The sequence below is a fragment of the Campylobacter sp. CFSAN093259 genome (genome assembly GCF_012889985.1).
GTDB lineage: Bacteria > Campylobacterota > Campylobacteria > Campylobacterales > Campylobacteraceae > Campylobacter_D > Campylobacter_D jejuni.
The window spans coordinates 1,435,083-1,456,909 of the sequence record NZ_CP040617.1 but is presented as its reverse complement, the minus strand read 5'-3'; the positions used below and the strand labels follow the sequence as shown (position 1 = coordinate 1,456,909).

23 protein-coding genes and 1 pseudogene are annotated in these 21,827 nt (G+C 29.3%); 11 read left to right on the top strand and 13 right to left on the bottom strand.

What is annotated here, in order from left to right:
• The 6 genes from FBF20_RS07530 to FBF20_RS07505 are packed head-to-tail and all read left to right on the top strand — an operon-like array spanning position 1 to position 5,621.
• Positions 1–312, top strand: a complete 312-nt coding sequence (locus tag FBF20_RS07530; protein WP_015016496.1) for a hypothetical protein — start codon at positions 1–3, stop codon at positions 310–312.
• A complete protein-coding gene (gene mshL, locus FBF20_RS07525; RefSeq protein ID WP_002862130.1) occupies positions 290–1,702 on the top strand; it encodes a pilus (MSHA type) biogenesis protein MshL in 1,413 nt (470 codons plus the stop codon). Before FBF20_RS07530 ends, mshL begins: the two co-directional genes overlap by 23 nt.
• Positions 1,695–2,303, top strand: a complete 609-nt coding sequence (locus FBF20_RS07520; RefSeq protein ID WP_002851464.1) for an ATP-binding protein — start codon at positions 1,695–1,697, stop codon at positions 2,301–2,303. Before mshL ends, FBF20_RS07520 begins: the two co-directional genes overlap by 8 nt.
• A 3-nt stretch (positions 2,304–2,306) precedes the next feature.
• Entirely contained in the window at positions 2,307–2,894 is a 588-nt protein-coding gene (locus FBF20_RS07515; protein ID WP_002851370.1) for a membrane protein, read from the top strand.
• Entirely contained in the window at positions 2,884–4,443 is a 1,560-nt protein-coding gene (locus tag FBF20_RS07510; protein ID WP_002864463.1) for a GspE/PulE family protein, read from the top strand. Before FBF20_RS07515 ends, FBF20_RS07510 begins: the two co-directional genes overlap by 11 nt.
• Positions 4,440–5,621 (top strand): type II secretion system F family protein, encoded by a 1,182-nt coding sequence (locus FBF20_RS07505; protein WP_002851165.1) that lies wholly within the window; start codon positions 4,440–4,442, stop codon positions 5,619–5,621. Before FBF20_RS07510 ends, FBF20_RS07505 begins: the two co-directional genes overlap by 4 nt.
• On the opposite strand, the gene FBF20_RS07500 is transcribed toward FBF20_RS07505, so the two are convergent.
• The 10 genes from FBF20_RS07500 to FBF20_RS07455 form a co-directional block, all read right to left on the bottom strand.
• Positions 5,614–6,378 carry a TSUP family transporter gene (locus tag FBF20_RS07500; protein WP_002851426.1) on the bottom strand — a complete coding sequence of 255 codons (765 nt, stop codon included), beginning with the start codon at positions 6,376–6,378 and terminating at the stop codon, positions 5,614–5,616. The two genes, FBF20_RS07505 and FBF20_RS07500, sit on opposite strands and share 8 nt — an antisense overlap.
• A gap of 3 nt (positions 6,379–6,381) precedes the next feature.
• Positions 6,382–7,146 carry a TIGR02757 family protein gene (locus FBF20_RS07495; RefSeq protein WP_002851318.1) on the bottom strand — a complete coding sequence of 255 codons (765 nt, stop codon included), beginning with the start codon at positions 7,144–7,146 and terminating at the stop codon, positions 6,382–6,384.
• A 16-nt stretch (positions 7,147–7,162) separates the two neighbouring features.
• Positions 7,163–8,989, bottom strand: coding sequence for a flagellar hook-associated protein FlgK (gene flgK / locus FBF20_RS07490; RefSeq protein WP_002851396.1), 1,827 nt, complete (start codon positions 8,987–8,989; stop codon positions 7,163–7,165).
• A 9-nt stretch (positions 8,990–8,998) separates the two neighbouring features.
• On the bottom strand, positions 8,999–9,433 hold the full coding sequence (locus FBF20_RS07485) for a flagellar protein FlgN (RefSeq protein WP_002779263.1): 435 nt from the start codon (positions 9,431–9,433) through the stop codon (positions 8,999–9,001).
• 42 nt (positions 9,434–9,475) lie between these two features.
• Positions 9,476–9,673, bottom strand: coding sequence for a flagellar biosynthesis anti-sigma factor FlgM (gene flgM, locus FBF20_RS07480; protein WP_002779262.1), 198 nt, complete (start codon positions 9,671–9,673; stop codon positions 9,476–9,478).
• Between the two features lie 62 nt (positions 9,674–9,735).
• Positions 9,736–10,077 (bottom strand): hypothetical protein, encoded by a 342-nt coding sequence (locus tag FBF20_RS07475; protein ID WP_002851191.1) that lies wholly within the window; start codon positions 10,075–10,077, stop codon positions 9,736–9,738.
• Positions 10,077–11,123: a flagellar basal body P-ring protein FlgI gene (locus tag FBF20_RS07470; protein ID WP_002826014.1), complete on the bottom strand. Its 1,047-nt coding sequence runs from the start codon at positions 11,121–11,123 to the stop codon at positions 10,077–10,079. Before FBF20_RS07470 ends, FBF20_RS07475 begins: the two co-directional genes overlap by 1 nt.
• 58 nt (positions 11,124–11,181) lie before the next feature.
• Complete coding sequence (rsmD, locus tag FBF20_RS07465) at positions 11,182–11,865, bottom strand: 16S rRNA (guanine(966)-N(2))-methyltransferase RsmD (protein ID WP_002899073.1); 684 nt, start codon at positions 11,863–11,865, stop codon at positions 11,182–11,184.
• Positions 11,858–12,241 carry a hypothetical protein gene (locus tag FBF20_RS07460; RefSeq protein WP_002899071.1) on the bottom strand — a complete coding sequence of 128 codons (384 nt, stop codon included), beginning with the start codon at positions 12,239–12,241 and terminating at the stop codon, positions 11,858–11,860. Before FBF20_RS07460 ends, rsmD begins: the two co-directional genes overlap by 8 nt.
• Positions 12,238–13,311: a DUF5644 domain-containing protein gene (locus FBF20_RS07455; RefSeq protein WP_002904232.1), complete on the bottom strand. Its 1,074-nt coding sequence runs from the start codon at positions 13,309–13,311 to the stop codon at positions 12,238–12,240. Before FBF20_RS07455 ends, FBF20_RS07460 begins: the two co-directional genes overlap by 4 nt.
• Positions 13,312–13,397: 86 nt before the next feature.
• On the opposite strand from FBF20_RS07455, the gene FBF20_RS07450 reads away from it, so the two are divergent.
• From FBF20_RS07450 to FBF20_RS07440, 3 genes and pseudogenes are all read left to right on the top strand, one after another.
• Positions 13,398–14,219 (top strand): thiamine-phosphate kinase, encoded by an 822-nt coding sequence (locus FBF20_RS07450; RefSeq protein WP_002867254.1) that lies wholly within the window; start codon positions 13,398–13,400, stop codon positions 14,217–14,219.
• Positions 14,188–15,306, top strand: a complete 1,119-nt coding sequence (gene truD, locus FBF20_RS07445; protein WP_002890496.1) for a tRNA pseudouridine(13) synthase TruD — start codon at positions 14,188–14,190, stop codon at positions 15,304–15,306. The genes FBF20_RS07450 and truD overlap by 32 nt, the downstream gene beginning before the upstream one ends.
• A 121-nt stretch (positions 15,307–15,427) precedes the next feature.
• Positions 15,428–15,742: pseudogene (locus FBF20_RS07440) on the top strand (hypothetical protein).
• Between the two features lie 157 nt (positions 15,743–15,899).
• Here the strand turns inward: FBF20_RS07440 and prfB are convergent.
• Both prfB and FBF20_RS09020 read right to left on the bottom strand, forming a co-directional pair.
• Positions 15,900–16,997 (bottom strand): peptide chain release factor 2, encoded by a 1,098-nt coding sequence (gene prfB / locus FBF20_RS07435; RefSeq protein WP_002890491.1) that lies wholly within the window; start codon positions 16,995–16,997, stop codon positions 15,900–15,902.
• Between the two features lie 137 nt (positions 16,998–17,134).
• Positions 17,135–18,781 carry an alpha-2,3-sialyltransferase gene (locus tag FBF20_RS09020; protein ID WP_052821006.1) on the bottom strand — a complete coding sequence of 549 codons (1,647 nt, stop codon included), beginning with the start codon at positions 18,779–18,781 and terminating at the stop codon, positions 17,135–17,137.
• Positions 18,782–18,855: 74 nt separating this feature from the next.
• Here FBF20_RS09020 and rimO point away from each other — a divergent pair, with 74 nt between their 5' ends.
• Positions 18,856–20,175 carry a 30S ribosomal protein S12 methylthiotransferase RimO gene (gene rimO, locus FBF20_RS07420; RefSeq protein WP_002904227.1) on the top strand — a complete coding sequence of 440 codons (1,320 nt, stop codon included), beginning with the start codon at positions 18,856–18,858 and terminating at the stop codon, positions 20,173–20,175.
• Positions 20,165–21,130: a tRNA lysidine(34) synthetase TilS gene (gene tilS / locus FBF20_RS07415; protein WP_002867260.1), complete on the top strand. Its 966-nt coding sequence runs from the start codon at positions 20,165–20,167 to the stop codon at positions 21,128–21,130. The genes rimO and tilS overlap by 11 nt, the downstream gene beginning before the upstream one ends.
• On the opposite strand, the gene FBF20_RS07410 is transcribed toward tilS, so the two are convergent.
• Entirely contained in the window at positions 21,113–21,826 is a 714-nt protein-coding gene (locus FBF20_RS07410) for an EI24 domain-containing protein (RefSeq protein ID WP_002819467.1), read from the bottom strand. The two genes, tilS and FBF20_RS07410, sit on opposite strands and share 18 nt — an antisense overlap.
• Between the last annotated feature and the right edge of the window lies 1 nt (position 21,827).

Here is a 21,827-nt window from a genome sequence, read left to right as displayed (position 1 = left end):
TTGTGTTTTAGCACTTTGTTTGCACAAGATAATTTTGAAGAGTATTTTAAACTTATAGATAAAGAAAATCGTATAAATTTTAATACTCTTCAAAACCCATTTGTGAATCCTACTTTTGAAAAATTAAGACATATTAAAATTACTGCAATTATACTTGATAAAGTAAAAATTTATGATCGATGGTATAAAAAAGGTGATATGATTGATGATGCTATAATATATGAAATAAATACTAAAGAGATTAAATTCCAATATGATAATTTAGAAATTGCAATCCAAATAAATAAAAATGATAAGATTAATATTAATTAACATTCTTTTTTGCCATTATCTTTATGCTTTAGATTGTCAAAAGCGTCTTTTTGATATCAGTATTAACGAAAAATTAAGCATACAAGAAAGTCTTGATGAGCTTGCAAAATATTGTTCTTTCAGTATTATTGTTAAAGATAAAATTGCCAAAGAAAAATTAGAAACATTGCAAAACTCTGTCAATATTCATCAAATGAGTTTGGACGAAATTTTTAATTTTTTTATCAAAGAGCATGATCTTAGCTATGATTTTGATGGTAAAATTTTAAGAATTTCAGGCATTAATACGAAGATTTTTAAGATAAGTTATATCACTTCTATCAGAGAAGGACAAAGCATAACTAAAGCGTCTGTAGACGCTAAACCAAGGCAAAGTGAATATAGCGGTAGTTTTGATGATGCAGAAGACAACATGATTAAAAGTATGGAAAAATTTGATTTTTGGCAAAATATAGAAAAAGAGATTATTGTATTATTAAAAAATTCTCATGAAGATTATGAGGCTAAAACTCCCATTATAAATCCCAATGCAGGTCTTATTATAGTAACTGGAACAAATTCTCAGTTAAAAAGTGTGAAAAATTATTTGCAAAAACTAGAAAATCGTCTTAAAAAACAAGTTATTATCGATGTTAGCATACTTGCTGTGAGTTTAAATGAAAGCCATTCTAGTGGGATTAATTGGCAAAATTTTAATATAGGTTTAAATTCACAAGTAAATAATGAAAATTCTTTTATTCAGTTTCAAAATGGGCAAGGTTTTGTTAAGAATTTGGGTTTAAGGGCGAATTTAAATTTTGATTCTATTATTAACTTTCTTTCTCAAAATGGAAAAACTAGCGTGCTTTCTAATCCAAAGCTTATGGCTTTAAATAACCAACAAGCCATTATTTCTGTAGGCGATACTATAAATTATCAAGTTAAAGAAAGTTCTAAAGGTACTGAAAATGGGACTACTGTTAGTGAAAGTTATAATAATTATTCTATTTTTGTAGGCATTTTACTCAATATCTTGCCTGAAATTTCTGATGATGGAAAAATAATGCTTAGGATTAATCCAAGCTTAAGTGATTTTAAGTATCCAGAAGATAATAAACGACAAAAAGAACCAAGAACTATTGCTCCTGATACCATACAAAAAAAGCTTTCTAGTGTTGTGCAAGTAGAGAATAATCAAACTTTAATTTTAGGCGGATTGATTTCTCACGATAAATCTAATGAGAAAAATTCTATCAATTTTCTATCAAAAATTCCAATCCTAGGTTCTTTGTTTAAAGGAGAAGTTTTAAATTCTAAAGCAACCGAAATCGTTTTTATTATCACTCCAAGTATAGTAGATAGCGTAAATGCTCCAAGTCTTAAAGATCTAGGATTTAAGCATTATGAGTAAAATTATTCCATTTAGAGAAGAAATTTTTCATCAAATCAATCAAATTTTAGAAAGCCAAAAAGCTTTTATTTTTTTATGGGGAAAAAGTGGTAGTGGTAAAAGTGTATTGTTGCAAAGATTGGCAAAAAAATATAATGTTGATTTTATTAATGAAAATTTTAAAGATCAGAGTTTCTTAAAAGAAAAAATTGAGTTTTTGATTTCACAAGGTCAGAGTTTAATCATTCTTGATGAAGTGGGAATGTATGATTATGCAATGCTAGAAAGCATCAGGATTTATAGTGATTCTATAAGTTTTGTTTTAAGTTCTCATAAAAAGTTAAATATACTTAAAAAAGAGCATTTTAAAAGTCGTTTAAGTGCTTGTTTTAAATTGAAAAATATTAGTCTTTTAGAACTTGATGATTATATTAAATTGAAATTTGGAATGAATTTTTCAAATAAATGTCTTAAGTTTTTACAAAAAATTTCTCAAGGAAATTTAAGATATATTGATAAAACTTTAAAAAGTTTTTATGAGATAAATAGTTTTTTTGATAAAAACAAAAGTCAAGAGTATATTTTAAAGCTTAGTGCTTTAGAGAATGGCTTATTAAGGTAAGATATGCAAGAAAGAATTAAAGAGCTTGAGCTTAGGTATAAATACTTTTTACTTAAAAAATATTTAAAATATTTATTATTAATTATTCTAATATCAGTAATAGCATTTTGTTTTTTTGTGCTAATGCAAAAATATAATAAGCAAAAAAATATTTATTTGCAGGCTATTGAACATAAAAAGCATTTGGAGCAAAAGATTCTTCAAGCGCAAATTTTACAAGAAAAAAATAAGATTTCTAGGGAAAAGTTATATAAAGAACTAGAAGAAGTTAAAGCGGTGCAGGAAAATACACATATTAGCAAGATAGAAATTGATTCTAAAATTTTAAATATTTCTGATTTAAAAAAATCTTTTTATCAAAATCCAAGCTATGAAAAGGCATTAAATTTAGCTAAGAAGTATTTTGATATTAAAGCTTATCAAAAGACAATATTTTGGGCTTTAAAAGCCAATGAACTTGACAAGCAAAAACAAGATTCTTGGCTGATTTTTGCTCAGGCTAAAAGAGCTTTAGGTGAAGAAAAAGAAGCTCAAAGTGCTTTAGATGCTTATATAAATTATTATGGTTTAATGGAATTAGATGGAAAGTAGAATGGATAAAATTTTTCAAGCTTATATTGATAATGAAATAAGTCTTGATGAAATTTGCACTAAATTTAATATCACTTCTTGGGATTTTTTTAACAAATTAGCAAATTTTTGTAATTTACATTTTGTTGATTTAGATGAAGATAATGATTTTATTTATGAAGGTATACCTTTTTCTTTACTTTTAAAATTTAAATTTCTGCTTATTAAAAACAATGACGGCTTTATGATTATTAGATCCAAACCTTGTTCTTTAGAGCTTTTAGAGCAAGTTAAGACTTTTATGATTTGTGAAAAAATCGACACTGCAATTGCCGATGAATTAAAGATAGCTAAAATTTTAAATCAAATTCGCATTCAAGAGGAGATTAAAAGATTAAGCATTAAGCTTAGACTTGAATGGCAAGAAAATCACAAAAGAGATGATCAAAGTTGCATCAGTCAAATTTTTGATTTTTTATTACATGAAATTTTATCTTTTCATGCGAGTGATATTCATATAGAGGCAAGAAATAATGATGCTTTGATTAGGTTTAGGGTTGATGGAATTTTGCGTGAATTTGCTATTTTTGAGAAGGATATTTATGAAGCTTTGGTTTTTCATGTCAAATTTTTAGCTTGTTTGAATTTAGCTGAATCAAGAAAAACACAAGATGGAAGTTTTGAATTAGATTTTGAAAATGAAAGATATGATTTTCGTGTTTCATGTTTGCCTTTGATTTATGGCGAAAGTGTTGTTATAAGAATTTTAAAACATGATAAAGAAATTTTGGATTTGTATAAACTAAATCTTGGAAATAAAAATTTAGAAATTTTAAAAAAGATTTTACATCGTCCCAATGGAATGATTTTATTAACCGGTCCTACAGGTAGTGGTAAAAGCACAACTTTATACGCGTGTTTAAATGAGTTGAAAAGTATTGAAAAAAAGATTATTTCCGCAGAAGATCCTATAGAATATAAAATTCCTTTAGTGCAGCAAATTTTGCTCAATTCAAAAGTTGGAGTCGAGTTTAATAGTGTTTTAAGAGCAATTTTAAGGCAAGATCCTGATATTATCATGATAGGAGAAATTCGCGATGAAGAAAGTTTAGATATTGCACTTAAAGCTTCTTTAACAGGTCATTTGCTTTTAAGCACCTTGCATACTAATGATGCTCTTAGTACCATTGATAGGCTTTTGGATATGCAAGCAAAAAGTTACTTGATAGCATCGGCTTTGAGTCTTGTTATAGCACAGCGTTTGGTTAGAAAACTTTGTCCTTGGTGTAAGCAAAAAAGCAAAAAACATTATATTGAATTTGAAGGTGAATTTTTTGAACCAAAAGGATGTGAGCGTTGTCATCATAGTGGATTTTTTGGCAGAGAATTAATCGCTGAGTGCTTAGAGATCAATGAAGATTTAGCTTGTGCAATTAGGGAAAATCAAGATAAAACGATTTTAATGGAGCTTGCAAAAAAATATGGCTTTCAAACTATGTTTGAACAAGGTTTAAAAAAAGCCAAAGAAGGTCTTACAAGTATAGATGAGCTTTTAAGGGTTGTAAGATGAAATTTTATGAAGTAGAATTTCTTAAAAACAATCAAAATTATACAAAAACTATAAAAGCTGAAAATTTAAATACAGCACAAGCAAAAGCCTTATCAAAGAATTGGAAAATCATTGATATAAAAGAAATTCAAAAATCTAATTTTCAGAGATTAAAGGATGAAAATTTTATACTCTTTTTTAAAGAGCTAGCTTTGTTGTGTGAAGTTGGATTAAGTGTTCAAGAAGCGATTAGAGAATTATATTTTATGCATTCTTGCAAGATTATGAAAAAAATATTAGACAATTTAATTTTAGCCCAAAATCTAAATCAAGCTTTTGAAAATGCTAATTTTGGATTAAATCGTGCGGAGTTAGCTTTGATTAAAACGGCTGAAAAGACAGGAAAAATCAGTGAAGTGTTTAGTCAAATTTCTAAACTTCGAGAAAAAAGCTTAGAGAGTCAAAAACAATTAAAAAAGGCTTTTAGATATCCTACTTTGGTTTTTTTAAGTATTATCGGAGCATTTTTGTTTTTAATGCTTTTTGTAGTGCCTAATTTTAAAGATTTATTTGAAAATTTAGGCGCGAGTTTGCCTTTTATCACGCATGTAATGTTAGAAATTTATAATTTTTTAGATGACTATGGAATTTTTTGCATATTTTTGTTTGTTATTTTTATTGTTATGCTTATTTTAGCTTATAAAAATTTTCATTCTTTTGCTTTTTCTTGCGATTTTTTATTTTTAAAAGTACCTTTGATTTCTCGTTTGATTATTTATAATCAAAATTATTATTTTTTTATGGTTTTTTCTTTGCTTTTAAAAAATGGAATTTCAATATCTAAAGCTTTTGATTTAGCTATTATAGGGCTTGAAAATAAATTTTTAATTTTTCAGTATAAAAAACTTTTTAGTTTTATAGATTCTGGTCTTGAGTTAAGTCAGGCTTTTAAAAAGATTGATATTTTTGATTCTTTGGTGTTTTCTATGCTTAGTGTTGCGATGAAAAGTGGAAGACTTGAAGTATTAAGTGAAGAAATTGCCAAATATTATCAACAAAAAAGCGAAAATTTGATGGATAGATTTTTGATTTTTTTAGAGCCTATGATGACTTTATTTGTAGCGCTTTTAGTTTTGTTTTTGGCTTTAGGTATATTTTTACCTATGTGGGAGCTTAGCTCAGGGGTCAATTTTAACTAAAATAATCCCAAGCTACTTTAATAATAGTAGCTCCTACAACGATTAAAAATAAAGTTTTTATAAACTTTCCATTAGTTTTTAATACAAGTTTTGAGCCTAAATAAGCTCCTAAAACTTGTCCTACACCCATAAGCAAACCTACAGCCCATAAAAGTTCATATTGCCATAAAAATATAGCAAGAGCAATGATGTTGCTTGTGAAATTTAAAATTTTAGTATTAATGCTCGCTTTTCTCATATTAAAACCTAGTAGCATCACACAAGCAAAAATCCAAAATGAACCCGTTCCAGGCCCTAAAAATCCATCATAAAATCCTAAAGTTAAGCCACAAATTAAATGAAAAATTTTGATATTTTTTATTTTAGGTTCGCTTTCGTGTTTGCCTAAGTTGGGACGTAAGGCTGTATATAAGAAGGTAAGAGTTAAAAAGATTAAGATAATAAGCTTTAATTGCTCATCTTTTACAAAAAGAACACTATAACTTCCTATAGCTGCTCCTAAGGCTGTGAAAAAAACACCCCAAGCAAGACGAGGTAGAGTGGTGGATTTAAAATAAGTTAAAGTAGCCGTAAAAGAACCAAAGACGCTTTGGAGTTTGTTTGTTGCTAAGGATAAATGCGCAGGAATTCCACAGGCTATGAGTGCTGGTAGAGTAATAAGCCCTCCTCCACCTACAATAGAATCTATAAAACCAGCAAAAAGAGCTACAAAAAAAAGTATGAAATAATAAATCGTATTTAAGTGCTCAAAACCCATTCTTCACTCCTTAAATTTGTCAATTTCCTTACTTTGCCCTAAACGATAGAGTGCAAAGTCATATTTTATGGGATCATTTGCATCTAATTTTTTTAAATTTTGTGTGAGTTCTAAAACACTTTTATAATCATATATTTTACGCTTTAGAAGTCCTAAAGTCAAGGAAATTTTATGTGCATGTGTATCAAGTGGAATTAAAAGATCTTTGGTGTGAATTTTGGTAAAAAGTCCAAGATCAAGTTCATCTTTTCTAACCATCCATCTTAGATACATATTATAGCGTTTAAGAGGTGAAGTAGGGGTGTTTTGCCAAATTTTTCCAAAGAAAAAATCATATCCATAACTTGAATATGAATTTAAGGTTTTGATTTTTTGCATAAAAGCTAAGATGGCATCTGTGGTATTTTCTCTTTCTTGATAGGCTTGATAAAAAAGTTCGTAGAGTGAAATTTCATTTTTCAGCCTTGAAAGAGTGATAAAAATTTCTTGTATATCTTTTTCATTTTGGAAGCGGTATTTTAAATTTTTAAGTTCTTTTTTTATTTGTTTTTCTTGAAGGTTTAATAAAGAAAAATCAAGTTTCTTTAGAAAATTTACTATATTTTTAGCATTTCCATAGGCAAATAAAGCACAAATTAAGGCAATAAATTCATCATTGTGAATTTTAGCAATTTGCAAAGGATCTGGAGTTTCAAAAAGGGAATGATTGGTATTTTTTTGATTGGCTAAAAAATCGAGCTTAGCTTTAAGATGGATAAAATTTTTCATTTGATATTACTAGAGCTTAAGATTTAAGCCCTAGTAAGGTATCAAGCATTTGATCTACGGTTGAGACGATTTTTGCTGCTGCACCGTAACTTGATTGATATTGTATAAGGGCGGCTAATTCTTCATTTGTATTTACGCCACTTTTAGATTGGTACTCGCTATAAACAGAATTATAAAGAGTTTCATTGCTTGAATTGACGACATTGTTATTTTCACCATCTGAGGCTATTTTACCTGTAAGTTTGCGGTAATATTCTTCCATAGTAAGATTATCGATAGTGCCATCTTCATTATAAAAATTAACTTTTTTATATTGAAGTTGGATGATTTTATTTGCCATGTCATTACCACTATCAACTCCATTTGAGCTTGCTCTTACTGTACTTGGATCATTTAAGATGGAATCTTTTACTTTCATGTCACTTGCATCAGTTCCGCTGAAAAAACCACCTATGCTAAACGCACCTGCGAAATTTGTGCCCTTATCTTCAATGGCTACCTTAAAACCTGATTTTGCATTGATTTGAAATAAACCATCTCCAGTTTTTGCATCGTAGCTAAAACTTGCATTGATATGATCATCAACATCATCGTTTGAATTTTTATTGTCATTATCATCTGTATTAGCATTGATTTGGCGCATGATATCATTCATGGTTGTATTTACATCTATGGTGATGGTTTTGGTGAGTTTTTTATCGCCTTTATCATCATAAATGACTATATCAAAACTTCCTGGTTGTATGGTTCTATCGTAATTAACTAAAGGAATATCTCCCTTAAGCCCAGATAGATAATCAGAAGTAACAGAACTTTTCGCAGAACTTGCATAAAGATTGTTAGTTTCATTGATCATGGTCTTAGCAAAAGTATCTAAAGAATCCATATAACCTTGGATAATTCCATCTTCATATTTTCCTTCGCTTTTGCTATAGTTTCTACCGCGTAAGTCAAGTTGAGCACCAAGCTGTCCACCGCTAATTTTTGCAGTAAGATCGCGAACTTTTTCATCAGGAGTTTCATAATAAATGCTATAAGATTTATTTTTATCATCATAATCAAGCTTTAAAGGATGAAAATTTATTCCATCTACTATACTAAAACCTTCTATACTTAGATTGTATTGATGTCCTGGATCAGTGATGGTTGTATCAAGGCGATTGTCTTGATTGATTTCATTTTTGCTTGCAACTGCACTAACTAGCTTTGAAAGAGTAAGCTCAAGTTCATCTCTTCTATCCCTAAGTTCATTTGCGTGTTCTGTTGGTAAGGCTTCTTGTCCATAAATTTGTTTATTTATAGTAGCAATTTCTTCGCCAATTCTATTAATCTCATCAACTGTATTTTTAATATCATCATTTACTTTTTTTTGGATTTTATCTAAGGTTGCAAAAGTGTTATTAACGCTTTCTGTTAAGGTCTGAGAAGCTTTTACAAGGGCTATTTTTGTGGCATTTTCATTAGGGTTAGATGCAAAATCATTCCAAGCTTTGTTATAATTTTCTAAATCTTGCAAAATTCCAGTATTTTGTAAGTCGGGAAAACGCTGCGCAATTTCTTGTAAAGTGGAAGCCATATATTTAGTATATTCTAGTTGAGTAGATGCACCTTTTAATTTATAGTAAGAATACTCATCATGCAAACGCACTATACTTTCTACAGCAGTTCCTGTGCCTACTTGAACTCCACCTGTTGTAATATATCCATTTGTAGTTTGCACCACTCTTTGGCGTGTATAAAAAGTTGCATTAGCATTTGAGATATTATTTCCAGTTGTTGCGATTTGAACTTCGCTTGCCTTTAAGCCTGTAACACCTGTGTATAATGTTCCAAAAATACCCATTATAAATCCTTATACATTGATCTTGAAAATTGACTCTGGATTTGTCTTTTTATCTCCATAAGCATTATTTGTTCCATCATTGATATCAAACATTTTATTTACTAAGCCATCAAGAAAATCTTTGACAATAAGAACAAATTTAGCATACTCTTTGTTTTTACTATGAAGGTTTTGAAGATTTTTTTTAAGTAGATCTAGTTTTTGTTTATCTTCATCATCTAAGAGTTCACTAAGCCCTTTTGTAGAGCTATTATTTAGCTCAACCAAGGCAACATCAAGTTGTTTTTTAGCTGTAATAAATTCCGCGATAAGTTTGTTTTTTTCTTCTACACTTGGCGTTACACTCTCATGTTTAGCCACTTTGATATTTTCTATATCTTCTTCGGTTAAAGCAATAAGTTTTGCTAAGATAGCATTTACTTCATCAAGTCTTTGTTTAAGCATATTTTCTCCTTTTCTCTCTCAAAAAAAAGGAGAATGAAAGTTTTAGATTAAAGAGTCAGCAATCGCAGCAGCTGTAGCTTTTGTATCGATTTTATAAGTACCGTTTTTAATCTGCTCTGCGATTTTACTCGCTTTATCATTTTCCGTTTTTTGAGTATCGTTTGTTTTAGTTTCTTTATCTATTCTATTTGTATTTAATGCGGTATTTGCCACATAACTTTGTTGTATAGGATTGATCATTTCTGCCTCCTTGATCTTAGTTATAATCCTCTACAAACCATATCGACCTAAATTTAAAAAACTTAACCCCTTTCTTTTAAAAAATCGTATAATAATTTTGAAAAACCCATACCTCCACTTAAAGCTTTACTCATGGTATCATTATACATGGAAGAGTATATTTCATCGCTGGCATCTTTTCCAAAGAGTGAATTTTGACTTTTTAAAGATACGTCTAAAACTTGCTTTAAAAAAAATGCCTCAAAAGCATTGGTTTGTTCTTTTAAGGCTTTATCTTCTTTGCTCTTTGTAACTATATCATTGTCATTTATTTTGATGCTTGATTCTAAACTTCTTGCTTTGGCTGCACGATCAAGTAAAGCGCTATTCATACTATAAGTATTTAAAAAATTATCCACTTTCATTAGATGATCTCCAAATCCGCGTTAATTGCACCTGCGCGCTTTAAATTTTCCATAATAGCAATAATGTCATTTGGGGTTGCTCCAAGTTTGTTAAGCATTCTAGCTATATTTGCAACTGTGCTTTTTGCATTGTTGATTCTTAAGGTATTTGAACTTGGATCTACAAAACCACCATCTTTCATATCGATTTCATTTTGATTAGCTACTGCGTTATTGTTTGGATCTATTTTTATAGTGATATCTTTATGAGTGATTAAAACAGGTTCTACCTCTACATCAACTCCAGCAATCACTGTTCCTGTTCTTTCATCGATGATAACTTTGCTTTGTGGTTTATAAGCTATATCTTGTTCTAAAACTCTTGCCATAAAATCAACATTTGAAAGATCTTCAGGTTTTTTGAGTTTTACTGTGCGAGAGTCGATGGCTTTAGCTACTTCTTCGCCAAAGACAGTATTTAAAACTCTTTCTATATCGTTTGCGGTTTTAAAATCCGCTACTTTTAAACTTAAGGTTAGATCATTGTTTTGGCTAAAATTTTGTGGAATTTCTCTTTCTACATTAGCTCCGCCCATTACAGTTGCAGCAGTTGAGTGAGAACCTGCTCCTCCTGGTCTAGGTGTTAAACCTCCTGTTGAGATAGAGCCTTGTGCTATGGCATAAATTTCACCATCAATCCCACGAAGTGCAGTCAGTAAAAGTGTTCCGCCTTGTAAAGATTTTGCATCACCCATAGATGAAACGGTAATATCAAGTTTATCTCCGCTTTTTGCAAAGGCTGGAAGTTTGGCTGTAACCATAACAGCTGCGGTATTTTTTGATTTGATATCGTTAGGATCTACTTTGATATTCATACCTTGCAAAAGGTTTGAGATGGATTGTAGTGTAAATTTAGAGCTTGTTCCATCGCCGCTTCCATTAAGCCCTACAACAAGTCCATAACCTATAAGTTGGTTATCTCTTACACCTACAGTGTTTGCTACATCCTTGATTTGCACTGCAAAAATGCTTGTCATAAAGAGTAAAAATATCGTTAAAACTCTCATGGATTCTTCCTTTAATCTATTGTTGATGATAGATCAAGCAAGAAGTGTTCCAAGTAAGTTAATAAGCGTAAAAGCTTAAGCTAGTTGATCCAAATTTCTTTTCTTTGACTTTTTGAAAATTTTGGATTTTTTCGGGAGTTTTTATGGTTGAGTGGTGTTCAAAAATGATTAAATTTAAAGTCTTTAAATCTAAATTTTCTAAAAAATGGTAAATTTTTTCATAAATATCGCTAAAACCTTCTCTGGTATCAAAAGGTGGGTCAAGATATAAGATGATTTCATTTTTTGAATTTTCTATGAGTTTAGGTAAAATTTCAAAAGTATTTGCATGGATCACTTCTAAATTTGGATCTATATTTTTAGCATTTTCTAAAGCAATTTTATAAGCTTTTGCATCAAGTTCTATAGCATAAGCTTTTAAAGCATGATTACTTAGTGCTTCAGCCGCCATTAAAGCACTTCCTCCAAAGGCTTCAATGAAAATTTTACTTCTTAAATCTTCTCTTATTACATTAAAAACACAACTTTTGACTATGCTTTTAGTACTTCTTGTTGTTGTAAGACTAGGTAAAAGTAGTTTTTTCCCTTTGTATTTACCACTTTCTATATTTGTATAAAGCTTTGTTTCTTTAGTTTTTTTTGTTTTTTCTTTAGGAGGTTTAATTTCTTGTTTTTGAAGAAATTTTTTTCTTTTTTCATTGTGATTAAAAAAGTCTTTAACGCTTATAAATTCATCATTCATCATTAAGTGCTTTTACGAGTTTGTTTTTAAGATCTTTTATGGCAAGATCGATTTTATTTTCATAATCTTTTTTAAATTCCAAAGCAATAGCGTCAATTTTTTCTTCAAGCAGTCTTTTTTGTTCAAGTGCAAGTTGCAAAGCTGCTGCTTTTAAGGTATTATCAAATTCATTTAAAGACTCAAACAAGGCTTCTTTGCTAAATGGTATGCTTAAAAATGGAGAGTTTTTAGAGATGATAAATAAGGGTTTTGCGGTATAAATTTTTTCATCGCTAATGATGAAATCACAATTTTTTTTCATTACCAAATGATCTTTTAAAAAAAGTTCTAAAGTTTTTTCTATGATGAGATCTTTGCATTCTAAAGAGATTTTCATATCAAATTAACCTTTAAAGTGTGATTTTTTAATGATGGAGCTTGTATGCCTTGGATAAGGGCTAAAAACTCAAAACGGCTTAAAATATAAAAGTCTTCAAATTCCCTTCCACTTGTTTGCATAAGTTTTTTAGCACAAGTATCAAAAAGATAAAAATCTTTTTCTTCTTTTACTACCATAAAATCAGCCCCGCTATCATAAGCGTCCAAAATAATATCTGCGGCTATTTTATAGCTTAGCGTAGGATTTAGATTAAGCAAGCTAAAGCCATTATTTTTTATACTGTTTTCATAGGAAATAAATTTAGCCTTAAGTTTGGATTTTAAAGTATCGCAAGCATTAAAACCATAAAAAGCTATATTGAAATCTTTAAAATTATGTTTAATTTCTTTAAGTTCTTTGATCTCATTATCAAAAGCATTGGTTTTAGGTAAATCAAAGTGTAAAATATTTTTATCAAAAAGCCCTAAATTTAAAATTTCATTTTGTAGGTTTTTGATCGTTGTTTCTAAAATTTCATTTTTGCTTTCAAGATGATAAAAAATACCCTTTTCTTTATCTGCTAGAGTTTTTAAAATTTCTATCTTTTTTTCAGGATATTTTTCTATCATTTTTGAAGCCAAATAAAACACTCCATCGCCCATATATTCAGGAAGATAGTCTAAAATTTCACTTGCATAATATAAATAATCATATTTTGCATAAAGTTTTTTATCCTCTTCATCACCAAATTTTTCAAGATATTTGTATTTGTCTAAAAAATCATTTTTATCGATGATAAGATCTTTAATGGCTCTTTTTGTGCTTAAAGGCTCGATACAAAGACTAAAATCAAATTCTTTTGCTATTTTTTCTAAAGGTGTAAAAAGTGGTATGATTTGCTTATTTACAACTATGTAAGTATCTTCATCTTTATCAAAATCAAAATAAATATCATCATCTTGAACTTGCAAAAGCAGATCATAAAAACTTGCAAAATTTTCATAATTATCATAAATATAAGGTTTATAATAAGCCTCATAATCCTTGGTTTTATCAAATCTAAAAATTCTTAATTCTAATTTTTTCATGGTTTTTCCTTAAATATTTTTATATTATATAAAATTTTTCTAAAATTCACTAGAATTTAAAAGGAAATTTTATAAAATCACGCATTATGAACAAAGAAGATTTTATTATCAAAGCTTTTTTAAATGAAAAAAATGGCGATGATGGAGCTATTATTGATGATTGGTGTTTTAGTAAGGATTTGTTTTTTGAAAATGTGCATTTTAAAAGAGAGTGGTTTAGCTTAGAGCAAATTGCTACAAAAGCAATGCTTGTTAATATCTCAGATGCTATTTCAATGAATGCTGTACCAAAATACGCACTTTTAGGACTTGCTTTACCAAAAAATTTAAGCGAAAATGAGATCAAAGCCTTGCAAAAAGGTTTTTTAAAAACAGCTAGGAAATTTAATATAAAAATCATAGGCGGTGATACTATAAGCAATGATAAAATAGACATTAGTCTTACTATCATTTCAAAGATTAACGATAAAGCTGTTTTTAGAAAAGGTTTAAAAAAGGGGCATTTACTTGCTTATACGGGAAAATTAGGACGAAGTTTAAAAGGGCTTGAAATTTTACAAAATGGGGGCACTTTAAAACCAAACCATGTATTTATAAAGCCAAAATTAAGAGCTAGTTTTTTTTATGAAATCGCACCTTTAATTTCTTGTGCTATGGATATTTCAGATGGTTTAAGCAAGGATTTATCAAGACTTTTAGCCTTAAATAAATGCGGTATTTCTTGGTTTAAAAAACTCGATGATTATACGCTTTATAGCGGAGAAGAATATGAAATTTTGTTTGCTTTTGATGAAAAAGAGCGTCAAAATATAAAAACAATAGCCAAAAAACACGGCGTGAAATTAAATATCTTTGGAAAAGCAGTGAAAGGAAAATATGAATTTAGAGGAAGAGAACACCATTTTTAAGCCTTTGTATAGTTTAAAACACAGTCCTATTAATGCGTATTTTAGTAAAAATAGCGATGATTTTGTAGTGCGTGAAAGGCCTTTGTATGAATTTAGCGGTAAGGGTGAACATCTTATTTTGCATATCAATAAAAAAGATTTAACCACAAATGAAGCTTTAAAAATTTTAAGCGAAACAAGCGGGGTTAAAATAAGAGATTTTGGTTATGCAGGGCTTAAAGATAAGCAAGGATCAACCTTTCAATACCTTTCTATGCCTAAAAAATTTGAGAGTTTTTTGTCAAATTTTTCTCATCCTAAACTTAAAATTTTAGAAATTTTTACCCATGAAAACAAGCTAAGAATAGGGCATTTAAAAGGAAATACTTTTTTCATACGCTTAAAAAAAGTTTTACCAAGCGATGCTTTAAAACTAGAACAAGCTTTGATGAATTTGGATAAGCAAGGTTTTACGAATTATTTTGGTTATCAGCGTTTTGGAAAATTTGGGGATAATTATAAAGAAGGGCTTGAAATTTTGCGTGGCAAAAAAATGAAAAATGTAAAAATGAAAGAGTTTTTAATTTCAGCTTTTCAAAGTGAGCTTTTTAATCGCTATTTGAGTAAAAGAGTGGAGTTATCGCATTTTGCAAATGATTTTAGCGAAAAAGAATTGATCCAAATTTATAAAATTTCTAAAGAAGAAGCTAAGGAACTTAAAAAACAAGAACAATTTTTTAAGCTTTTAAAAGGTGAGGTTTTAGGGCATTATCCTTTTGGAAAGTGTTTTTTATGCGAGGATTTAAGTGCTGAGCTTAGGCGTTTTAAGGCAAGAGATATAAGCGCCATGGGGCTTTTAATCGGTGCTAAGGCTTATGAAACAGGAGAAGGTTTGGCCTTAAATTTAGAAAATGAAATTTTTAAAGATACTTTGGAGTTTAAGGCTAAAATGCAAGGTTCAAGACGCTTTATGTGGGGATATTTAGAAGAGTTAAAATGGCGTTATGATGAAGAAAAAGCTCATTTTTGTATAGAGTTTTTCTTGCAAAAAGGCTCTTATGCTACTGTGGTTTTAGAAGAAATTTTGCATAAAAATTTGTTTGAGTGAAATAATTATGAGTTAAATTTTTACGTGATTTTTACTTTAGAATTTATTGCAAAAATGATATTTAAATTTTAAATTTAGGTATAGTTATATTAATTTAATTTTAAAACTAGGAGCAAAAATAATGAAAAAGATTTTAACAAGTGCTTTGGCTTTAGGAGCTATGACTTTGATTGTAGATTGTGGCGATGGCGATTTAGTCGAGTAAAAAAACAATGGCAACGATCAAGCTATGTTTGATTTAGGTAATCAAGAGATTATGAAAAAATATCCAAATTATAAACTTTATGATTATACTTCAGTCAGAACAATTAGTGATATTAACAATCCAGAAGGCAAAATTAAAGAAATGAAGCGTGATTTAGAAATAGATAAAACTCCATATTCAAGCTATGTTTTCTTATTAAATCCAAACGATAAAAAGACTATAAAGTTGTGAGTGTTTATTGCGATAAAGATTTTAAGAAAAGAGTTTATTATTCTGTGAATGATGCTCTTAGGTTTTATGCAAGATAATAAAACAAGCGGGAAAATCCCGCTATCTTTCTAATTTTTTTATACCGACATTTTGCAGAAATTACTTATTTTTAAGCCTGTTACTCCGCTTTTAAGGAAATTAAAACGCCTTCTATCATTTTTTTGATATCCCCATCAAGGATATTATCCACTTGAGAAAAAGCTTCTCCGCTGCGATTGTCTTTGACTTGCTGATAAGGGAAAAGCACATAAGAACGGATTTGATACCCCCAACCTATCTCGCTTTTTTCTCCAGTATTAGCACTATCTTGTTGTTTCATGAGTTCAAGTTCATAAAGGCGAGATTTTAGCATTTTAAAAGCGGTGGCTTTGTTTTTGTGCTGACTTCTGTCATTTTGGCATTGTACGACTATGCCGGTTGGAAAATGCGTGATTCTCACAGCCGATTCTGTTTTATTGACATGTTGTCCACCTGCACCGCTTGCTCTGTAATAATCTATTCTTATGTCTTTTTCTTCGATTTCAATTTCTATATCATCATCAAGTTCAGGGCTTACCATAACACTTGAAAAGCTTGTATGACGGCGTCCTGCACTATCAAAAGGAGAAGTTCTTACCAAACGATGGATACCATTTTCAGCTTTTAAATAACCATAAGCATTTTCTCCTTTAACTAAAAAGCTCACATCTTTAAGTCCTGCTTCTTCGCCTTCTTGAAAGTCTAAAGTTTCGACTTTAAAACCTTCTCTTTCACAAAATCTTAAATACATTCTATAAAGTATGCTTGCCCAGTCATTACTTTCCGTTCCACCTGCACCTGGGTGAATGGAAACAATGGCATTTTTACCATCATTTTCCCCGCTTAAAAGCATGGAAATTTCAAGACTTGTGATGGTATCTTCAAGTTTTGGTGCGTCATTAAATAAAGCTTCAAGTGTTTCTGTATCGTTTTCGCTATTGGCCAGATCGAAAAGTTCGCTTGCGTCATTTAGAGCATTAAAAGCATTTTCATAGTTTTTAAGTAGATTGGTGATTTTAGTTTTTTCTTTACCTATGACTCCTGCTTGTTTAACATCACTCCAAAAAGAAGGAGAATTTTCAAGCTCTTCGATTTCTTTAAGCCTTGTTTGGATATTTTCAGGCTTGATGATGGAGGCTATGTTGCCGACTTTGTTTTTTAAAGTTTTTAAAAGTTCGCTAAATTCGTAATTATCCATAAAAATTTTCTTTCTTCATTTTTAAGATATTATTTTAGCAAATTTTACATTAAAAAATCTATTATTACGATTTCTTACTGTTTTGCGAAGATTTGAAATTTTTATTTCACCCCTTCTTCCCAAACTCCCTCTTCAACCTAGGCACATCTTTGAATATAAATTTGATATACCCCCCCCCCATACCAATTTTTATTAGCCTGCATTAAAGCTTCGCCTAGTTTATAAGTAAAACATTCTTTTTCTTTTAAAGCTTCATTATAGTCAGGATAAGTTTCTAAAGGAGGTAAAGCTAAATTTGGATTTTCTTTTATTTTTTCTTCATAGGCTTTTTGTTCAAATTTATGTTTGTCTTTTATATAAGATAATACATAAGGTATTCTTATATATCCTAATATACTTTTTGAATTAGCGATTAAAGCTTGTCCTAGTTTATAGGACAGATGGTTTTGAATACGAGCTTTAGCTGAATTAGCTTGAATAAAAGTAATTTTAGGATTTATTATGCTCATTTTTATACCCAAAGATTTAGCAAGTTTTTTACTTTCTAATTTTTTAATAATCAAATCTTGTTCTAGATTAGCTAATTCTAAACGTTGTTTTTTAATAGGAAAAGAATTAAGTTCATTTTGTAGGGTTGTTTTTTCTTGATTTAAAGTAGAGATGATATTATCTTTTTCTTTGATTTGTTTTTGCAAAGGAGCTAATTTAACTGGATCCATTATAGAACAATACTCATCTATAATTTCTTTATATAATTCTATAGGAGGAATTAAATGATTAAAATTATATTCTTTTGGTATTTCTATGTTTTCATTAGCTAAAGCTTCAAGATCTATTTCTTCTGTATGGTAATTACCTTCAGGGGAAGCTAGGAAGAAGGAGATGAGATTAATATTGTTTACCCCATTATTTAAAATTTTAGTATCATTAGTGATTTTAAATTGTCTATTGTATGTGTCAAAAAAGTATGAGAAGTTATAATCTAAACTTCGATTGAAAATTTGATCTTTTGGATTTTTAATTTGAATTTCACAAATACCTGAATCATTCCAAAGATGAATTCCTAATAAATTTAGATTAAAAGTATTTTTATTAAAACTAATAACTTCTTTACTTTTTATGCAATAAACTTTTTCACTGCATAACCAACTTTGTTTGAATTTGAAATTAGTGAAATTTAAATTTATTGCTTTTTCAATTGGATAAAAATAAAATTGTGGATTATCATTTATAATATTTATTTTTTTTGGAAAAGAAAAATTTTCAATATTATTTGCTATATTTCTCCCAAGTTCTCTCATTATAAAATCAAAATCATGAGCTTCATCTCTTTGTATTAAGCTATATGAAGATTCTAAATGTTTTTTATTTACATTAATTACATTAAATCCGTATTTAATTGCTAATTTTATATGGAGTGTATTTACATATTTTACACAGTTTTTATTCAACCATTTTTGAGGTGTTGGAGCAATAAAACAAATAATTTTTTTCTTTAAAAAATATAATTCTTTGTAAAGCCAATTCATCACTTGATAGCTTTTTGGAAATAAATCGATAGAATTATATTGTGCAATATCATGAGTATTTGATCCTGTAATAATTAAATCCGCATTTTCTAAAAGTTTTTTATTTCTGATTAACTCATATAAATTTTGTAAACTTGGAGTTCCGCCTAAAGATAGATTAAAACACTTAAATCCGGTATCTAGAATTCCTTGAGTTACCCCATTTTTAAATGCGAAATGACTTTCACCTAATAAAACTACATTTTTTTCATTCATAAATTTTTCCTAATTATTATTTTGATATGATTTTAAGGAATTATTTTATCAAAAAATTTAAAAAAGCGAGAAAAATGTCAAAACTTTATCTTATGTCTTTAGGTTGTAATAAAAATTTAGTCGATAGTGAGATCATGCTAGGGCGCCTTAGTGCTTATGAACTTTGCGATGAACCAAGCAAAGCTGATGTTATAATCGTAAATACTTGTGGTTTTATCGATAGTGCAAAAAAAGAAAGTATTAATGCGATTTTGGATTTGCACGAACAAAGAAAAAAAGATTCTCTTTTGGTGGTTACGGGTTGTTTGATGCAGCGTTACCGCGAAGAACTTATGAAAGAACTTCCTGAGGTTGATCTTTTCACAGGTGTGGGTGATTATGAAAGAATCGATGAAATGATACTTAAAAAAACAAATTTATTTTCAAATTCGACTTATTTACAGAGTGAAAATTTCAAACGTATTATCACAGGTTCAAATTCCCATGCTTTTATAAAAATCGCTGAAGGTTGTAATCAAAAATGCTCTTTTTGTGCTATCCCAAGTTTTAAAGGCAAGTTAAAATCTCGCGAGATAAGTAGCATTATAGCTGAGCTTAAAGATTTGGTAGCTAGAGGTTATAAGGACTTTTCTTTTATTGCACAAGATACGAGTTCTTATTTGTTTGATAAGGGTGAAAAAGATGGGCTTATACGCTTAATCGGTGAGGTGGAAAAAATCAAAGGCATAAGAGCGGCTAGAATTTTATATCTTTATCCTACGAGTGCGAGTGAAGCTTTGATCAAACGCATTATAGCTTCTGAAATTTTTGTAAATTATTTTGATATGCCTTTACAGCACATAAGTGATAATATGCTTAAAATCATGAAGCGTGGGGCAAATAGCACAAGACTTAAAGAAATGCTAAATTTAATGAAAAGTGCGCCAAATAGCTTTTTACGCACGGGCTTTATCGTAGGGCATCCAGGTGAAAGTGAGGCAGATTTTGAAGAGCTTTGTGAGTTTGTTAAAGACTTTGGTTTTGATAGAGTGAGTGTTTTTGCGTATTCTAAGGAAGAAGATACAGCCGCTTTTGATATGGAGCAAGTGTCTTTTAAAGTGATCAATAAAAGGCTTAAAATCATAGAAAAAATTGTTAATGAAGTGATAGAAAAAAGTTTTGAAAAAGAAGTAGGGCAAAAGCGTTTAGTAGTTTGCACAGGAGAAAGTAGTGAGGGAGAGTTTTTCATCGCAGCTAAAGATTTAAGATGGGATAGAGAGATTGATGGGGAAATTCTTATCAATGAAAGCGAATGTGGAAATTTAGAAATGGGGCAAATTTATGAATGTGAAATTTTACAAAACCTTGATAAAAAGCTCCTTGCTAAGGCTTTAAGAAAAGTAGATGCAAATTAAAGATGAAATTTTAGCCCTTTTAAAAAAGGGTAAAAATTTACTCGCTTTTTCTTATGGAAGTGATTCTAGTGCGCTTTTTTATCTTTTAATGCAAGAAAAGATCGACTTTGATCTTGTGATGATAAATTACAAAACAAGAAAAAATAGTGATTTAGAAGAGTTAAAAGCCAAAGAACTTGCTTTAAAATTTCATAAAAAAATTTTCATAAAACACGCTCCTAAATTTCAAAGTAATTTTGAAAAAAAAGCCAGAGATTTTCGCTATGATTTTTTTGAAAAAATTTGTCTTGAGCAAGATTATGATCATCTTATCTTAGCCCATCATTTAAACGATCAATTTGAATGGTTTTTGATGCAACTTTCACGAGGAGCAGGTTTGGCTGAAATTTTAGGTATGCAAGAGTGTGAAAAACGCCAAAATTATACACTTTTACGCCCTTTACTCTTTATAAGTAAAGATGAAATTTCATCTTTTTTAAAAGAAAAAGATATTTTTTATTTCCATGATGAAAGTAATGAAAATGAAAAATATTTTAGAAATTATATAAGAAAAAATTTCTCTAATGCCTTTGTGAGTGAATTTCATCAGGGTTTAAAAAGAAGTTTTTCTTATCTTGATGAAGACAGGAAAAAACTTTATGATTTTGAAAATATCAAAGAAATTCAAGGACTTCTTATTTGCCCTAAAAATGAAAGCTTGATTGCTAGAGCGGTGAAAATGAAAGGTTTGCTTTTAAGCACGGCACAAAGAAAAGAGCTTTTAAAGGGTGATTGTGTTTTAGGTGGTAAAATAGCACTTGCATATAAAAACGAACAAGCTATTGTTTTTGAGTATGAAACTTGTCAAAAATTACCTAAAAATTTCAAAGAAGAGTGTAGAATAGCTAAAATTCCAAGACTTTTAAGAGCTTATTTATACAATCACAAAATCGATATTTCAAGCCTTAGCTTTTAGTTTTAAAATTCTTTGATAGCTTAAATGTGTGAGAAAAATCACAAAAAATACTTGCAAAAAAAGTCCTAAAAGTGGTACTGATGAGAGTAGATAAAAACAAAGAGTGCTAAATTTAAACTCTAAAGGCGAAAAATCAGAATGAAAATTTTTAAAACTTTCTTTGTCTAAAATCGTGCTTGTAACATCAATCATTAAAAGTTTGTGAAAGAGATAATAAAAAGCAAGATAATATACAAAAATATTTATAAAAGGTAAAAATAAAGCCAAGGTGCAAAGCAATAAAATCCCTATAAATTTTATAAATATTTTAAAAATTTCAAAGATAGTTTTTAAGGTTGAAACTTCGTTTGTATTATCATAATGGTAATATTTTTGGTTGATTTCTTTAGCGATAAAAGGAGTAAGAAAAGAAGTGATAAAAAGGGCTAAAAAAACCGAAGCAAAAACAACAATAAAACCTGAAAATAAAAAACTTATGATGGTGATTAAAATTTGTACAAAATGAAGAGCATAAAACCACGCCCAAAACGAATCTTCTCCAACGCTAAATAAAGAATTAAAATAATCAAGCAAGGCCGAAAAGCCAAGTACTCCTAAAAAAAGCATCAGTATAAGGCTAAAAATCAAAGGAATTAAGGCAAATTTTAAAAATTTAAGACTTAAAAAATCTTTGATTGCAAGTTTTAAAATATCCAAA

What these genes read in the sequence shown, in the direction of transcription:
- mshL (WP_002862130.1), top strand. Translation starts at nt 290, where the DNA reads ATGATAAGATTAATATTAATTAACATTCTTTTTTGCCATTATCTTTAT.
- FBF20_RS07520 (WP_002851464.1), top strand. Translation starts at nt 1,695, where the DNA reads ATGAGTAAAATTATTCCATTTAGAGAAGAAATTTTTCATCAAATCAAT.
- FBF20_RS07515 (WP_002851370.1), top strand. Translation starts at nt 2,307, where the DNA reads ATGCAAGAAAGAATTAAAGAGCTTGAGCTTAGGTATAAATACTTTTTA.
- FBF20_RS07510 (WP_002864463.1), top strand. Translation starts at nt 2,884, where the DNA reads ATGGAAAGTAGAATGGATAAAATTTTTCAAGCTTATATTGATAATGAA.
- FBF20_RS07505 (WP_002851165.1), top strand. Translation starts at nt 4,440, where the DNA reads ATGAAATTTTATGAAGTAGAATTTCTTAAAAACAATCAAAATTATACA.
- FBF20_RS07500 (WP_002851426.1), bottom strand. Translation starts at nt 6,378, where the DNA reads ATGGGTTTTGAGCACTTAAATACGATTTATTATTTCATACTTTTTTTT.
- FBF20_RS07495 (WP_002851318.1), bottom strand. Translation starts at nt 7,146, where the DNA reads ATGAAAAATTTTATCCATCTTAAAGCTAAGCTCGATTTTTTAGCCAAT.
- flgK (WP_002851396.1), bottom strand. Translation starts at nt 8,989, where the DNA reads ATGGGTATTTTTGGAACATTATACACAGGTGTTACAGGCTTAAAGGCA.
- FBF20_RS07485 (WP_002779263.1), bottom strand. Translation starts at nt 9,433, where the DNA reads ATGCTTAAACAAAGACTTGATGAAGTAAATGCTATCTTAGCAAAACTT.
- flgM (WP_002779262.1), bottom strand. Translation starts at nt 9,673, where the DNA reads ATGATCAATCCTATACAACAAAGTTATGTGGCAAATACCGCATTAAAT.
- FBF20_RS07475 (WP_002851191.1), bottom strand. Translation starts at nt 10,077, where the DNA reads ATGAAAGTGGATAATTTTTTAAATACTTATAGTATGAATAGCGCTTTA.
- FBF20_RS07470 (WP_002826014.1), bottom strand. Translation starts at nt 11,123, where the DNA reads ATGAGAGTTTTAACGATATTTTTACTCTTTATGACAAGCATTTTTGCA.
- rsmD (WP_002899073.1), bottom strand. Translation starts at nt 11,865, where the DNA reads ATGAATGATGAATTTATAAGCGTTAAAGACTTTTTTAATCACAATGAA.
- FBF20_RS07460 (WP_002899071.1), bottom strand. Translation starts at nt 12,241, where the DNA reads ATGAAAATCTCTTTAGAATGCAAAGATCTCATCATAGAAAAAACTTTA.
- FBF20_RS07455 (WP_002904232.1), bottom strand. Translation starts at nt 13,311, where the DNA reads ATGAAAAAATTAGAATTAAGAATTTTTAGATTTGATAAAACCAAGGAT.
- FBF20_RS07450 (WP_002867254.1), top strand. Translation starts at nt 13,398, where the DNA reads ATGAACAAAGAAGATTTTATTATCAAAGCTTTTTTAAATGAAAAAAAT.
- truD (WP_002890496.1), top strand. Translation starts at nt 14,188, where the DNA reads ATGAATTTAGAGGAAGAGAACACCATTTTTAAGCCTTTGTATAGTTTA.
- prfB (WP_002890491.1), bottom strand. Translation starts at nt 16,997, where the DNA reads ATGGATAATTACGAATTTAGCGAACTTTTAAAAACTTTAAAAAACAAA.
- FBF20_RS09020 (WP_052821006.1), bottom strand. Translation starts at nt 18,781, where the DNA reads ATGAATGAAAAAAATGTAGTTTTATTAGGTGAAAGTCATTTCGCATTT.
- rimO (WP_002904227.1), top strand. Translation starts at nt 18,856, where the DNA reads ATGTCAAAACTTTATCTTATGTCTTTAGGTTGTAATAAAAATTTAGTC.
- tilS (WP_002867260.1), top strand. Translation starts at nt 20,165, where the DNA reads ATGCAAATTAAAGATGAAATTTTAGCCCTTTTAAAAAAGGGTAAAAAT.